Source organism: Paenibacillus sp. R-74696, assembly GCF_055814915.1.
The window spans coordinates 43,580-58,534 of the sequence record NZ_JBPULM010000034.1 but is presented as its reverse complement, the minus strand read 5'-3'; the positions used below and the strand labels follow the sequence as shown (position 1 = coordinate 58,534).

Sequence of the window (14,955 nt, the reverse complement as noted above, 5' to 3'; positions counted from 1 at the left end):
TCTGGTATAATACCCTAGTAATTATAGTTGCGAAGCAGTGCAGCGTGTGGCTCGCAATAGTTTTGGAGGAGATATGATGGCAGCCCCACCTAATCGGTATTTTTTGCGCATTTTGCTGTTCGGCTTTCTAATTAGTTCCTTACCCGTCATTATTGTTGGACTATTCTCCTACATGAAATCCTCCGACACAATTCAGCAAAATGTAAACGCATCCAAGCTGTTGCAGTTGGAGCAAATGCAAATGAATGTGGAGCAGGTCATGCGTACCGTAGACCATTCTATGACGTATTTCGTCAATTCGTCTTTTTTGAAGTCCGCCATGTTGGAACCGCTTAATGTGGAACAATTTCAATTATTTAACCAAATCAAGCAAGAAGTCAACCATTTACAGACATTTGATACAGGAATTGAAAATATTATTTTATTAAGTACCCGGGAAAATTGGTATATTGACAACTCTGGCCTATATCGACTGAGTGAATTAGACAAAAAAGACCAGCTGCTTCAATATAAGGAGCTGCCCTTCGATTCGCAATGGATTACAGAGCCCGTCAGCAATACCGTGCTGCTTGGCCAATCCTCAAGTCGTTGTACATACGGCATCAGCCTCGTAAAGAAGCTGCCGCTGACGGCTTCAACCAAAAATGGGCTCGCGGTGTCGACGATCCCTTCCTGCTATTTGAACGAGCTGCTTTCCTTTGATAAAAATAGCGAAGCTGTGCTCGTATTTAATGATAGAGGCGAGCTGCTGTTTGGGCAAAATGAAGAGCTGCTGCCGTCTGAGGGCTTATTCACTGCCCTTTATCAGGATATTACTAAATCTGACTCCCTCCTTGCTCAATTTGATACGCAGCTAGAAGGGACAGACTATACGGTATCCTACCGCAAGTCTGATTATAACGGATGGACGTATGCTTCTATTACATCTCTCCATGCGTTGTCGAAGCAATCCCGTGCCATTGGCTGGTTTACTGTGTTTATTTGCCTAGCATTGCTTGCTATTACGCTGCTTGTGACCTGGTTCGGCTCTCAACGCTTGTATAAGCCGATTGAGCAGCTGTTTGTGAGCGTCTTCCAGCTGTTTCCCTCCAAGCATGATAAGCCAAGCCGCGACGGCTTCGTCTATATTGCCGATCAAATTCGGCATGTCATTCGCGAGAAAAGCGAATTAGAAAGCACGATGAACAATCAGATTGACAGCTTGCGCACGTTGTTCATGATGGAGCTGTACCAAGGAAAAAGCAACAGTCGAACGATTGAAGAGCGGCTCAAGACGCTTTCCTTGCCTACGGCGTTTAAAGGCTATGCGATTATGACGCTGCGCATTGATTTTTTTGAAGGAACGAGCTATTCGAAGGGCGATACCGATTTGCTGCTGTTCGCCGTGAATAATATTGTGGAGGAATTGGTTGATGCGAGCGACAGGCTGGCACCTATCGTCTACGAACAGTCGCAAATTACACTTCTGCTGAACCGTGAGCATAACCAGGATGCTTTTTTTGCCCAATTGGTTCCATTGGCAGAGCAAATTGCGCAAACCGTAAAAGAAGTGCTGAATCTGTCCGTCAGCTTCGGTTTTAGCGGCTACCATGACAAGCTCAAGTCAGCGGGCACTGCGCTTGAGGAAAGTATGGAGGCTTATAAGCATCTAAAGCGGTTTGGCGACTCCTCGGCGATGTTTTATCGGGATCTACCACAAAAGCTGAGCTTCAATACTTCTTATCCGGTACGCCTGCAAACGGAGCTAAATGACGCTATCAAGCTTGGAGATCGCACCAAAAGCGACGAAGCGCTGGCGGAGCTATTCGAAGCGGTGTTTAAGCAGCAGCTGAGCGCCCATGATTTTGAGCTGACGACTGCAAGGCTGCTAATTGATTTGATTCATCTGTCCCAGTCGCTCGGCATTCACGAGATGGAGCTTGGCGACCATTCATCCTTATTTGAATATTTGTTCAAGCCGCACTCTCCGAAGGAAGTTCGAAACTGGTTTCTGCAAAACATCGTGGAACCGATTATTGTAGCGGTAGAGGAGCGAACCAATTCTCAGTATAAAAATATTTCTGAGGAGATCATTCATATGATTCACCAGCAATATGACCAGGAGATTACGCTGGAAGCCATTGCGGCGAGCATGCATTACAATGCGAACTATGTAAGCAGCGTATTCCGCAAGGAAACTGGAACTTCCTTCAGCGAATATTTGGCTGCTCATCGTCACCGCATCGCGCTTGGCCTGCTTCAGGATACCAATATATCGGTCAAGGAAATTTCCGAGCGGCTGCAATATACGAATCCGCAAAATTTCATTCGTTCCTTCCGCAAGCTCGAAGGAACAACTCCCGGCAAATACCGGGAGCTGCATCAGCTGGGGTAGCCACTTACTGCTCCCCGGCTAATCTGCCTATTCCTGTTGTGCTTGAGCTGGCTGCAAACTAAGTACGCCATCCAGCTCCACACAAGCCAGAACGAAGGCTCCTACACCATGCAAATCGTTTTCGCTTGTTGGGCGCGTCACATAGTTGCGATAATCCCCCGCTGACGTTCCGATGCAGATGTCGGTCACAATTAGTCCCGTCTCATCGGAATGCAGCGTGCGGAGCAGCCCTTCATAGCCTTTTACCGCAATCTCCGAATAAGCTTTTGAAATGCACCCATGCTTAATCGCTTTCGCTATCGTATATAGAAAGAGGCATGTGCACGAGGTTTCCAGCCAATTGTCCTCCCGCTCGCCTTTATTGACAACCTGATACCACAATCCGCTTTGATCATCCTGAAACTCGGTGAGCGCTTCAACAAGGGCCGCGACCTCCAGCTCGATTGCAGCTCTGCCCGGATGTGTAGCCGGCAGTACATCGAGAAAATCGACAAGCGCCATGCCATACCAGCCGAGTGATCGGCCCCAAAACTCTGGTGAGCAGCCCGTCTCAAGGTTTGCCCATGGCATGCTTCGCGTCTCATCCCACGCATGATACAGCAATCCTGTCCGTGTATCCTTCATATGCCGATTCATTAATCGCTCCTGCTTGAGCGCCGTATCCAGTAGCTCAGGCTTGTCATATTTCGCACCATAAATCATTGCGAATACACCGCCCATATAGAGGCCATCCAGCCACATTTGATACGGATATTTATCCTTATGCCAGAAGCCTCCCTCCGATGTCTGATTGAGCGTCCCGAACAGTCCGAGCAGTCGGTCTGCCGCTAGGCGATACCTCGGATCATCAAACTGTTCATCCAGCGTAAACAGAATCAGCCCAGCCATTATGGCGTCCAGCTCGCCGCGATCAAAGGTCAGATTCCCATATGGATCGATTAAGGCATCCGCATAGCTTTTAATATAAAGCAAGTAGCGCTCGTCGCCATTTTGCTCCCATACCTTGAGCATACCATACAAAAATACGCCTTGATGGTAATGCCAGCGGTTTGCTGGAGGCAAGTCATGCGCTTGGGGAAATCTCGCCATTAAGGAATCGCAGGCGGCAACGCCCCATTCCAGCGCTAACGCATCGCGTACACGCATCGTTTCAGCTAAAGTGGATAGACTCATTTGACTTCAACCTCTCTTCATATAGGATACAAGGATGACAACCCGGGGAACCCCCGAAGGGAAGTGTCTGCAGGCAGACTACCCCTTCACCGAGCCCAGTAAAGCGCCTTTATCAAAATACTTTTGCAAAAATGGATATACGAGCAATACCGGAACGGTCGCTACCACGATGACGGCCATTTTGATCGTCTGATCTGGAGGCGTAACGAAATCACCCGAGAAGCCCGAAGAATCCGCCGTCAATCCGCTTGCCAAAATAACAATTTGCCGCAGTAATACTTGAATCGGCCACTTATCAGCACTATCAATGTACAAAATCGCCGGCAAATAAGTGTTCCAATACGTTACGGCATAAAAGAGGGAAATCGTTGCAATCGCCGGCATGGAGAGCGGAATGACAATACGGAATAAAATGCCCCAATCCGTGCAGCCATCGATTTTTGCCGACTCCTCCAGACCATCCGGCAAGTTTTGAAAGAAGCTGCGCAAAATAATCAGGTTAAACGCATTAATAGCCGTTGGCACAATAAGCGCCGCATAGCTGTCAATCATGCCTAGCGACTTGACGACGATGAAGGTCGGAATCATCCCGCCGCTGAACAGCATCGTAAACACAATCATAAACATGATCTGCTTGCGACCAACCAAATCACGTCGAGACAAGCCATAGGCCATCAGTGACGTAAGTATCATGCTGAACAGCGTACCAAAGCTAGTAACCCCAATCGAAACCAGCATACTGCGAAAAATGGTATTCGTTGAGAAAATATAGGCATACGCATCCCAGCTAATTTTCGTTGGGAACAGGACGAACCGCTTTTGCGCAAGCTCATCAACTGTCGTTAGCGATCCAGCAATAATATGCAGGAAAGGAAGAATCGTCACTAACGCAACTAAAAATAATATTACATAGACAGCGCCATCAAATAAGCGGCCGCCAATCGTTTTGTCATGCACCATAATAGCCTTTCCTCCTCAAGATGTTGCTTCGGCGGCAAACGTAGAGCTTAATATACGCCCTCTTCGCCGAATTTTTTGGCCAGCCAGTTCGCGGACATTACCAGTACTAAACCGACGAAGGATTTGAAGAAGCCTACCGCGGTGCTGTAGCTGAACTGCCCTTGTTTGAGCCCCGCTGTATACACATACGTATCAAAGATTTCCGCCACATTCCGGTTCATCGCGTTAAGCAGCAAATACACATGCTCAAATCCCAGCTCCAGGACATCGCCAATTTTCAAAATGAGCAGGATTACAATAACGCTGCGGATTGACGGCAATGTAATATGCCAAATTTGGCGGAAACGGTTGGCACCGTCCATCCGCGATGCCTCGTACAGCTGCGGATCGATGGCCGCAATGGCCGCCAGGTACACAATCGTTCCCCAGCCGGCTTCACGCCAGATGACCTGCAAAATGTACATTGGCCGGAACCATTCATCGCTTAGCAGAAAGTTGATTTTCTGCATGCCCATCGCATCAAGCCCCTCATTAATCATACCGCCATCCATCGTAACCATGACGAAAGAAATCGATACGATGATAACCCAGGACATAAAATGCGGAATGTACACAATCGTTTGTACAAAACGCTTGAAGGCTTGCAGTCTTACTTCATTTAATAAGATCGCAAGTATGATGGGGACCGGGAAAAAGAAAATTAAGTTCATCAGAAACAAGACGATCGTATTGCGAAAAATAGTCCAAAACATCGGTTCGGTAAACAGGCGCTGATAATGCTTGAAGCCTACCCAATCACTTCCGAGAATACCGTCGTATGGACGGTATTCCTGGAAGGAGATCACAAGCCCCCACATGGGGAAGTATTTGAATAAGACGAAATACAGCAGTCCCGGCAAAATCATGAGGTAGATTGCTTTATTTTTCAATATACGCCGGCGAAGGTCATGCTTCTTCATGTCCGGCTTAACGGCTGCTACTGCTGAAGCTGAGTTGCTGCTCATGTGAAACATCCTTTCGGTTCCCTGTTTTACAGGAGTTCTATTCCTATTGCGATTTAGCTAAAGATTCATTGTATTCAGCGATAATGCTCTCGCCGCCGCCTTTTTTCCAACGCTCGATTTCGCCATCAAATCCTGCCGCGTCCAGATTGCCCAAAATATAGCGGTACGTCGCATCATTAATAATTTGCTGAAGCTCTACGCCCTTCTCGCCAAATGTCTTGGAATCAAGCGCCGCTGTTGGATCGTTAATCAGCATGCTGTTGTTTTCGATAATGAGCTCCTCTGCTTTTGCTTTAGCTGGAAGCTTGTTGTAGGCACGCAGCATATCAATCGTGCTTTCGCCGCCCACTTGCAAAATTTCGTAAGGCTTTTGCTCGCGGTCTGTCATCTTCGTATCTTCGACCTTTTGCACTAAGCCGCCTTCTACGAGCGTGTAATGCTTGTCTGGAACTCCCCATTTCACGAGATTGGCCAGCTCTGGCTCCATCAGCTTGTCATAGAAAGCTAAAATGCTTTTCAGCTCTTCTTCCGATTTAACCGCTGATTTCGGGAACAATACTAAGTTTCCGTAGCCTGGAATCGACCAAATACCCGCATCGCCGTTCGGTCCGCTAATGTGATTCGCTACATCGTAAAGGGCGTTTGGATTAATTTCCACGGTTTTCTGGTGCAAGCTTTGCACATCCGCCATCGAGCCAATGTACATGCCCGCTTTTCCTGTAATGACTAGATTCTGCTGATCTTCCTTGCTCGTAACCGGGAAGTCTTTATTGATTAGGCCTTCGTCATACAGCTTCTTGAAGAAATCCATCGTTTCTTTATACTGCGAGAACATAAATTCCGGCTGCAGCTTGCCGTCTGCCAAGCCCCAGTTGTTTGGTGTGCCAAAATACGAGGCAACCGTCTTGAATGCGCCATACACCAAATCGCTGCGGTCGGTCAGGCCCATCGTATCCGCCTTGCCGTTGCCATCCGGATCGCCTTCCTTAAACTGCTTCAGCATATTGTACAGCTCATCCGTCGTTTTTGGTGCTGCCAGACCTAGCTTATCCGCCCAGTCCTTGCGGAAAATAATGCCTTGACGCGATAGCGGACGCTCTTGATAGATAGCATACGTTTTGCCGTCTACTGCTGTATTTTTCACAACCAGCTCATCGAGCTTGCTTAAGTTTGGATAGTCCTTAATGAAGGGACCAATTTCCCAAAATTGGTTATTGCGAATCGCGTCGCGGAATAGAATGTAGGTGGTCTGATTTTTCATGTATACAGCCTGAGGCAAGGAGCCCGTTGCAAATGACGAGTTCAGTTTTTCTTCATAGCTGCCATCTGGTACCCAGTTAATCGTCAAATCCGTATTCGTTTTTTCCTCTAGCAATTTCTCAATCGCATCTGTAGGAACTTCGGGTGTATGCAAGTTTGTCATTATTGTCAGTTTAAAAGGAGCTTGTGCTTCGCTCGTAGGTGCGCCTCCTTGATTAGTGCCTGATGTAGCGCTTCCCTCGTTCACGCCTGAGCCTGATGCACAACCTGCCAAAATACAGCCTGCTAATGTCGTTGTACACAAGACGCGAAATGTTGATACCATTTGTTTCTTTCTCATGCTTTGACCTCCCGAATTTGGAATTCATTTAGGTGCTCTTGTTACCCTTTTATCGTATACCCCGCTGGGGCAGTTTGCCTATAATCACCACGCCATATGTTATGGCGCAATCCCTTGTGGCGCAAGGGTTACAGCCAAATGTGAGTTGAGGATTATAGCGGTTATGCCCTAAATCCAGCCCTTTTTCCGCCAAAAAAAGGGCAGCAAAAAAGCATGCAGGGTGTAGCTCGATTGCTCCCTGCATGCTTTTTAAAAATATAGGAAAGTATATAATTTTTCTATCCTCGGTCTATATTTCTCGGAATGAACGCGCCGCCCCACCAGAGGACGGCGACAGCCGTTTCACCTTGAAATATAGGAAAGGATATGATTTTTTCATCCTTTCTCTATATTTCTCGGAATGAAACGCGCCTCGCCGCCAGAGGACGGCGACAGCCGTTTCACCTTGAATAGTATCACTTTCAAGTTGAGCTTGGTGTTGGAATCGGTGTTGGAACAGCGCTCGCTCCCGCAGCTTCCGCACCCGTTGGTGTTTCCTCCACATTCGGGGTTTCGGTTGCTGGGTCAGCCGTTGGCGTTGACTCGACTGATGGCTCCGTCACGATCGATGCTGTCGGACTCGGTGAAGAAGGAGTCATCTCTGGACTTGCAGTCGGTATCGGTGTCGGGGTTGGAGTCGGCGCCGGCTTGCTCCACGGCATTGCAATACTTTTAGCTATCCATCTGCTCCCTTGCCCGCTTATCTGGATCTCATACCAGCTTCCTTTTTCCCTCGTCACCTTGTAGACACCTGCTTTAACGCTGTTAGCTGTCTCCCGGTTCAGAACGGGAAAACGATAAGTTGCTGCAGGCGAGGTCAGTTCAATGGTGGCAGATGCTTTCTTTGCTTTTTCGCTCAGCATCGCTTGTTCGTAAGCTGTCGTCCCAATAAGCCACATCGTATCCTTATGCTGCTTCCAGATCCGATCCCAGTAGCTTAGCGGCACATTCGTCTCTCCTACAGCAGGAGCGATTTCTGGTGTAAGCGCTGGCTTTCCGAACTCGGTAATAAACCAATCGGTAAAGCCTCCTCCCGAAGGATTCGCTTCCGGAGCTACCGCCCGGTAGCCGGTCATCGCTGCATAAGCTTGAACAAATGCCCGGTCCCTTGGCAAATTGGATGCCTTCGTCTTAAAATTCCAAAATATAATTTCACCCGATGAATGATAGGATATCGCGATTTCCGGTTTTAGCTGCTTTGTGAAATTGTACATAAGCTGGGCTTCTTTCGCTTGCAGCGGTTTTTTGCCTTTATAATTTTTATAGGAAGGCGCATATTCGGCTTGGCGAATCGTTTCCCAATCGGCGGGATACTGCCTGTTCAAATCAATGCCTTTGCCATTGGCCTTCCAGCGTTTGAAATCGCGGCTATTTTTGTTCATTTTGATTAATTCGGCATGATCCTGCTGCGGAAAAGCAGCTAATCCCTTTTGTTGGAGGGTAACGCCATCGGGATTAACCATAGGCACAATTTGAAACGTGATATGGTCGAATAAATCAGCCGTATTAAGCTGCTTCCACACTCCCCGCTTAGCTGCACTTGCAGCCATCGTCTCCGCCATATTCATCACCGTAATGGTCGTGATCCATTCCCTTGCATGATGGGATGCATTCAGCAAGACATTGACGGGGCCGTTGCCAATCTCCATCACCCACAGCTCGCGCCCATATTCACTTTTTCCGATGCTTCGATAACGGATCAGCTCCGGATATGCAGTGGCGAGCTTCTTGATATCACTCGTCATTAATTCATAGCTGTAGAGCTGCTTTGGATTTACAATTGCTTGCTTGGAGCCCCCTCCACTCGCTGCTATTAAAGTAGGCAGTACAACCGCTAAAATAAGCAGCAATAAAAACGTTCTTTTTCTCAAAAACAAATGCATGTAAACGAGCCCCTTGTCTTTATTCGATAGATTTCAACATCATCCATGGAATTTCGACAAAAATACTATATTTACCTGCTAGATTTACAAAATAATATACTTATGGATATACCATTTATCCGTCTTAAGGCGGAGTAATCTTTCATTCTAGCGAGCCTTTTTACACCTTGGAATGTCCTGTAAAATTCCCATTGAATACAACGCTGCTCAAGGTGAAACGGCTGTCGCCGTCCTCTGGCGGCACAGCGCGTTTCAGTCCGAGAAATATAAGCACAATTTATACGTGAAAACTTATAAATTCTTATATTTTAAAAAAAGTGAAAAAGGAAAGGTGAAAACGATGATAGCCAATCAACCTGCTTCAGCATTTTCGCTGTTAAGCAATCGATTTGTGCAAGCGATATTGATGTCCACTTTATTTTTGCAAATCGGCATCTGGGTACGGAATATCGCGGTTTTGCTTTATGTGAAAAAAATGACTAATGATGATGCATTTGCCGTGTCGCTCATCTCCGTAGCGGAATTCGCGCCCATCTTCGTATTTTCGTTTATTGGCGGGACGTTCGCAGACCGCTGGCGACCCAAGAAAACGATGGTATGGTGCGACCTGTTAAGCGCCCTATCCATTCTAGCCGTGCTATTCGCCATGGAAAATGGGACTTGGCATGCTGTCTTTTTTGCCACATTAGTTTCAGCCATCTTGTCTCAATTTTCTCAGCCTGCTGGCATGAAGCTGTTCAAGCTGCATGTGCCTGAGCATTTAGTGCAGACGGGAATGTCACTGTATCAAACGCTGTTCGCCGTATTTATGATTTTCGGCCCCGTCGTTGGGACATTTATCTACCAAAGTTACGGCATCGAGACGGCCATTGGTGTAATGGGAGCAGCCTTTCTATTATCTGCTGCTTCGCTAGCTTTCCTGCCGCGTGATCGAGACGATGCTGGGGAGCAGCAAAATTCCCGGGTGCTGGAGGACATTAAGGCCGGCTTCCGTTACGTATGGTCAAGTAAAATACTGCGTACACTCGGCGGCGGCTTCATTGCTGCTGGACTTGGCCTCGGCTTAATTCAACCAATGGGCATTTTCCTTATTACGGAGCGGCTTGGGAAACCGGAGGATTATTTGCAGTGGTTTCTATTAGTGAACGGCATAGCCATGATTATCGGCGGCGTCCTTGCGATGAGCTTCTCCAGCAAACTATCCCCGCAGAAGCTTTTGGCGCTTGGCATGACGGTCGACAGCTTAGCAATGATCGCTATGGGACTATCGAAGGATTACTGGTTCACGCTTGGTCTTCAGTTTATAAGCGGATTTGCGCTGCCATGCATCCAAATTGGCATTAATACTTTGATTTTACAAAATACGAAGGAATCCTTTATCGGCCGTGTAAATGGCATTTTAACTCCGATGTTCATGGGCTCAATGGTCATTACGATGATGTTATCGGGTTTAATGAAAAATGCCATTTCGCTCATGCCTATGTACATCATTGCAGGATTATTTTTCCTTGTAGGTGTAGCCATTCTCCTTCCATTATTTAAGCTGCAGAGCGGAATTGAGCCTGTGGCAGAGAAGGCTTTGACTGAGTAAATAAGCAGATCGTAAAAAACGCCTCCCCACCTTAAGTGGAGAAGCGTTTTTTGCTGCTATGAAAACTCACGTTTTTTAGATTGCAGCACCGTTGCTAGGAAAGCGAGTGTTAGCCCTTGGCCCCAGCCTTGAATCCGTTTACAGGATACTCCTTTATAGCCTTCCGCATCATTCATAACAGCCGTACCAGCCGATACACCTTGTACTGCGCCATCTTCAGTAATTTGCTCCAAAATGCCGTCAATCGACTTCTGGATGTATTTATTGTACAGCGACCCGAAAGTGAACAAGCCTACCCCGATGCCTGCCGAACCGGATGTTTCCTCATAGGAGGTAGGGTCGGTCACAATCGTATGCCAGAGTCCCTTCTCTGATTGCAGGCGCACTAGCGTAGCTGCCTGATCTCGCAGCGACCCTTCAATAATCATAAAGGATGGGTGCTGTACGGCAATGAGCGGAAGTGCTTTGGCCATCGTAAGCGCAGCCCAGCCATTGCCGCGTGCCCAGAAAATGCTCGACATATGGTTTTGTGCAATATTATCCCAGCCATGATAATACAAGTTGCTGACAGGGTCTTGCAATACACGCTCATGTCCATGATATTGCAGCAGTCCGTCCTCCAAATAATCTTCCCGTCCCAGAAGCTCGCCCATACGAATGAGGAAGTAGCCTGCCATCATCATCGTATCGACCCATGCCTGCTCAGGGAAATTGTAGGTTTCAGAATTAACCGTATGCTGAAAAATGCCTTCGGCAAACCGTACCGCATCGTTTTGCAAATAATCTGCCATTTTAATTGCAATATCTAAATACTTACGGTCATCGGTTGCCTTATACAACGTAATGAGAGCGTGGCCAATGGATACGCCATTAACCGAAAGCTTAGGAAGATCGTCCTCAAGCTTCTCGTCTACCCATTCTTTTAGCAGCGTTAAGTATTTTTCATTCCCCGTTGCCTCATAAGCTTCACATACACCGAAAAATGCGACGCCGCCGGGCCAATCCCAGCCAAAATCCATACGAAACGTACGGTCTACGACTTTATCGATTACTTCACGTAAATGCTGTTCATCAAATTGCAGCTTTGGCATTTCACTCGTCTCCTCATTATGCATGATTGCTATTTCAACCCGCTTGTGCTTATTCCTTCTACAATATAACGCTGGAATAAGAAGAATACACCTAACACCGGAATCAAGCTTACGATCGACATCGCGAACATGGCACCCCAGTTGGATACACTTTCGCTGTCGAGGAACATTTTCAAGCCGAGTGATACGGTATAAGCGCTTGGTTTATTCAGGTAAAGCAACGGACCCATTAAATCTTCCCAACGCCAGTAGAAGGAAAAGATCGAAGCGGTTGCCAGAGCCGGAATAATGAGCGGCAGAATAATCCGTAAAAACAATCCAAACTTCCCAACTCCGTCAATCGTAGCTGCTTCATCCATCTCTCTTGGAATGGTCCGAATAAATTGAACCATCAGGAAGATGAAAAATGGAACACCGAAGTATTGAGGGACAACAATTGGCGAAATCGTACCAATCCAGCCTAGCTTGGAGAACATAATGTATTGCGGAACAAGTACTACGTCATGTGGCAGCATAAGCGTAACCATCATAACAGCGAACCAGATCGCTCTACCCTTAAATTGCAGACGTGCGAAGCCAAAGGCGATAAAAGCGGAAGACAATACCGCTCCAATCGTAGAGAGAATAACGATTTCCAGCGAGTTTGTAATAAAGCTCATGAAAGATTGTCCAGAGGATCCAATCCATCCCGTAACGTAGTTGCTCCAAATCCATGGATCAGGAATGAGTGAGCTCGATGTTGTAAAAATAAGATTACTAGGCTTAAAGGAGCTCATGAGCAGCCAAATAACAGGATACACCATAACGATCGCCAGCAGACCAACAAAAATGTGATAAATCGGCCACTTGAATTTTTTAAGTATCATATTTAGCGGCCTCCTTCTGTTTCATAGTGAACCCATAGCTTGGATGTTGCGAATACTGCCGCTGTCAAAACACCAACGATGATGAGCATAACCCATGCCATAGCCGATGCATAACCCATATCGAAGAATACGAAGGCTTGACGGAACAGATACAAGGAATACAGCAGCGTGCCATCTAGCGGACCGCCCTCGCCTTTGGAAATAATGTAGGCTGGAACGAAGGTCATGAAAGCACTAATTAATTGCATAATCAGATTGAACAAAATAATCGGAGTCAGCATTGGCAAAGTGATGCGGAAAAACTTTGTAAAGAAGCCTGCACCATCAACACCGGATGCTTCATACAATTCAGTCGGGATATTTTTCAGCCCCGCTAGGAAAATCAACATGGAAGAACCAAACTGCCATACCGATAGTGTTACGAGCATAAACAATGCGGCATTGGGATCACCGAACCAGCGCACGCTGTCTATTCCTATCGAGTTCAGCATCACGTTGATAACCCCTTGATCACCGAACAAGTTCCGCCACATAATCGATACTGCGACGCTTCCTCCAATAATTGAAGGCAAATAATACACCGTTCTATATAACCCGACAGCTTTCGAGGTTGTATTCAAGATCATAGCGACGAATAAAGCGAAAATCAGCCGCAGTGGAACACCCAGAAACACGTAAAGCATCGTCACCTTAAGCGATTGCATATAGCGGTCATCCGAGGTAAACATAGAAGTATAATTTTCAAGCCCTATCCAGCTCGGCGCGGACAGCAAATCATAATCCGTAAAGGAGAAATAAAGGGACGCAGCCGCAGGTATAAGGGTGAAAATGAGAAAGCCAATGACAAACGGAGATATAAAGGTATAGCCAACGAGATTATTACGCAAGGACAATGATTTCATCATACCAGCTCCTGCTCCTAGTGAAGTCTATTAAGTCGGTTTAAGGGAAGGGCGATGGGCCGTCTTATAAGCGCCATCGCCCGCTTTTCCAACTTTTATTTATTTTTCTTCAAAACGTTTTCTGCTTCACTTCTAAATTTCTTAGCAGCATCCTCTGCCGAAATTTGTCCGTAGTTCAGTTGCTCCGTCAAGCTTTTCAGCGATGCAAATACTTCGATAGCACCGATAGGATCAACTGGATCCATTGGGGAGCTGTTTTCTTCCGACCAAGCTACATAATCAAATACTTGAACTTGCTCTGGGGACAATAGCGGTTTAAGCTCTTCTTTAATAACACTGGATACTGGAACGCCACGTTCGCCGAGAATCAGCTTGTTTGCATCTGCATCGTTAACGAAGAAGTTGATAAATTTAGCTGCCTCTTCCTTCGCTTTCGAGTTTTTGGAAATCGAGAAGAACATGCTTGGCTTCAGGTACAAGCCTTCTTTAGCGCCTGGGTTCAGCATTGAAGCAATTTTCATCGGACGGTTCACCGCTTGCTGAAGGGCAACAAACTGGTTGGACCACTGCCACACGCCGACTTGCGTGCCTTTTACCGTCATATCATCCTCAACACCCTTAATTTGAGCGAGTGTATCTGGAGTTGGCGCTGCGCCGGATTTCACGAGATCCGCCAGTTTGCCAAAGAAGTCTACGAACAATTGGTCATCTTCATAGCCTAGTCCATTGCCTGCTTCATTATAAAGCTTCTTGCCAACTGTACGGAGGTAGTAGCCGAAGAATACTTCTGCCCGCATGCCACCGTCGATGTAAATGCCGTTCTCTTTCGCTTTCGCCGCCATGGACAGATAATCATCCCACGACCAATTTTCCGGGATGCTGTCTACACCAGCTTTAGCAAGTGTTGCCGGATCGTAATGGAAACCTAGAGAGTTGACGCCAAGGTTCATCCCATACACGCCCTCGCCCAATTTACCACCGTTCAAAGCATTTTCAGAAATGTTTGTTACATCAATTTCTTTGCCGAAGTACGGTGTCAGGTCTGCTAGCTGGTCTTTACCTGCATACTGTGCATAATAGCCAGTATCAATTTGCATAATGTCTGGAAGCTCATTAGCTGCCGCTTGCGGAGCGATTTTTTTCCAATAGTCATCGTAGTTTGCATATTCCACTTCAATCGTTACATTTGGATTTTTTGTTTTATAAAGATCAATAACTTTTTTCGTGTATTCGTGACGTGTTTCAGAGCCCCACCATGACATGCGAAGCGTTATCGGCTTGTCGCCGCCACCGCTGTTCGTACCTGTATTTGTGCCTGTTTCCGAATTCGTTCCTGCGTTGCTGCCACAAGCGGTAGCCAGCATGAGTGCGGACGCCATGAGGGCGAGAACAACTTTTTTAGCTTGCTTCTTCATTTCGTATTCCCCCTTATTTCTTCTTAGTGATTATTTATCTTGCTTACAAATCAAATT

At 46.8% G+C, this 14,955-nt stretch carries 11 protein-coding genes; 2 read left to right on the top strand and 9 right to left on the bottom strand.

The features are described 5' to 3' along the window. Positions 1-76: 76 nt before the first annotated feature. Positions 77-2,374: a helix-turn-helix domain-containing protein gene (locus ACSR9A_RS17105; protein WP_473758501.1), complete on the top strand. Its 2,298-nt coding sequence runs from the start codon at positions 77-79 to the stop codon at positions 2,372-2,374. 27 nt (positions 2,375-2,401) lie between these two features. Here ACSR9A_RS17105 and ACSR9A_RS17100 read toward each other — a convergent pair whose 3' ends face one another. From ACSR9A_RS17100 to ACSR9A_RS17080, 5 genes are all read right to left on the bottom strand, one after another. Continuing rightward, entirely contained in the window at positions 2,402-3,547 is a 1,146-nt protein-coding gene (locus ACSR9A_RS17100; protein ID WP_473758500.1) for a glycoside hydrolase family 88/105 protein, read from the bottom strand. A gap of 78 nt (positions 3,548-3,625) precedes the next feature. Further along, the gene (locus ACSR9A_RS17095; RefSeq protein WP_473758499.1) at positions 3,626-4,507 is read right to left on the bottom strand and encodes a carbohydrate ABC transporter permease; all 882 of its coding nucleotides are present in this window, start codon (positions 4,505-4,507) and stop codon (positions 3,626-3,628) included. Between the two features lie 47 nt (positions 4,508-4,554). Continuing rightward, positions 4,555-5,466, bottom strand: coding sequence for an ABC transporter permease (locus ACSR9A_RS17090; RefSeq protein ID WP_338556793.1), 912 nt, complete (start codon positions 5,464-5,466; stop codon positions 4,555-4,557). 88 nt (positions 5,467-5,554) lie between these two features. Further along, a complete protein-coding gene (locus ACSR9A_RS17085; RefSeq protein ID WP_473758497.1) occupies positions 5,555-7,111 on the bottom strand; it encodes an extracellular solute-binding protein in 1,557 nt (518 codons plus the stop codon). Between the two features lie 461 nt (positions 7,112-7,572). Then, positions 7,573-9,033, bottom strand: a complete 1,461-nt coding sequence (locus ACSR9A_RS17080) for a M14 family metallopeptidase (RefSeq protein ID WP_473758495.1) — start codon at positions 9,031-9,033, stop codon at positions 7,573-7,575. Between the two features lie 340 nt (positions 9,034-9,373). Here ACSR9A_RS17080 and ACSR9A_RS17075 point away from each other — a divergent pair, with 340 nt between their 5' ends. Next, entirely contained in the window at positions 9,374-10,624 is a 1,251-nt protein-coding gene (locus ACSR9A_RS17075; RefSeq protein ID WP_473758493.1) for an MFS transporter, read from the top strand. A 56-nt stretch (positions 10,625-10,680) separates the two neighbouring features. On the opposite strand, the gene ACSR9A_RS17070 is transcribed toward ACSR9A_RS17075, so the two are convergent. From ACSR9A_RS17070 to ACSR9A_RS17055, 4 genes are all read right to left on the bottom strand, one after another. Next, positions 10,681-11,715, bottom strand: coding sequence for a glycoside hydrolase family 88/105 protein (locus tag ACSR9A_RS17070; RefSeq protein WP_473758491.1), 1,035 nt, complete (start codon positions 11,713-11,715; stop codon positions 10,681-10,683). 29 nt (positions 11,716-11,744) lie between these two features. After that, positions 11,745-12,581 (bottom strand): carbohydrate ABC transporter permease, encoded by an 837-nt coding sequence (locus tag ACSR9A_RS17065; protein ID WP_473758489.1) that lies wholly within the window; start codon positions 12,579-12,581, stop codon positions 11,745-11,747. Positions 12,582-12,583: 2 nt separating this feature from the next. After that, the gene (locus ACSR9A_RS17060; RefSeq protein WP_445933737.1) at positions 12,584-13,486 is read right to left on the bottom strand and encodes a carbohydrate ABC transporter permease; all 903 of its coding nucleotides are present in this window, start codon (positions 13,484-13,486) and stop codon (positions 12,584-12,586) included. A 92-nt stretch (positions 13,487-13,578) separates the two neighbouring features. Continuing rightward, entirely contained in the window at positions 13,579-14,898 is a 1,320-nt protein-coding gene (locus tag ACSR9A_RS17055; RefSeq protein WP_473758488.1) for an ABC transporter substrate-binding protein, read from the bottom strand. Positions 14,899-14,955: the final 57 nt, after the last annotated feature.

What these genes read in the sequence shown, in the direction of transcription:
- ACSR9A_RS17080 (WP_473758495.1), bottom strand. Translation starts at nt 9,033, where the DNA reads ATGCATTTGTTTTTGAGAAAAAGAACGTTTTTATTGCTGCTTATTTTA.
- ACSR9A_RS17060 (WP_445933737.1), bottom strand. Translation starts at nt 13,486, where the DNA reads ATGATGAAATCATTGTCCTTGCGTAATAATCTCGTTGGCTATACCTTT.
- ACSR9A_RS17075 (WP_473758493.1), top strand. Translation starts at nt 9,374, where the DNA reads ATGATAGCCAATCAACCTGCTTCAGCATTTTCGCTGTTAAGCAATCGA.
- ACSR9A_RS17085 (WP_473758497.1), bottom strand. Translation starts at nt 7,111, where the DNA reads ATGAGAAAGAAACAAATGGTATCAACATTTCGCGTCTTGTGTACAACG.
- ACSR9A_RS17095 (WP_473758499.1), bottom strand. Translation starts at nt 4,507, where the DNA reads ATGGTGCATGACAAAACGATTGGCGGCCGCTTATTTGATGGCGCTGTC.
- ACSR9A_RS17065 (WP_473758489.1), bottom strand. Translation starts at nt 12,581, where the DNA reads ATGATACTTAAAAAATTCAAGTGGCCGATTTATCACATTTTTGTTGGT.
- ACSR9A_RS17105 (WP_473758501.1), top strand. Translation starts at nt 77, where the DNA reads ATGGCAGCCCCACCTAATCGGTATTTTTTGCGCATTTTGCTGTTCGGC.
- ACSR9A_RS17100 (WP_473758500.1), bottom strand. Translation starts at nt 3,547, where the DNA reads ATGAGTCTATCCACTTTAGCTGAAACGATGCGTGTACGCGATGCGTTA.
- ACSR9A_RS17055 (WP_473758488.1), bottom strand. Translation starts at nt 14,898, where the DNA reads ATGAAGAAGCAAGCTAAAAAAGTTGTTCTCGCCCTCATGGCGTCCGCA.
- ACSR9A_RS17090 (WP_338556793.1), bottom strand. Translation starts at nt 5,466, where the DNA reads ATGAAGAAGCATGACCTTCGCCGGCGTATATTGAAAAATAAAGCAATC.
- ACSR9A_RS17070 (WP_473758491.1), bottom strand. Translation starts at nt 11,715, where the DNA reads ATGCCAAAGCTGCAATTTGATGAACAGCATTTACGTGAAGTAATCGAT.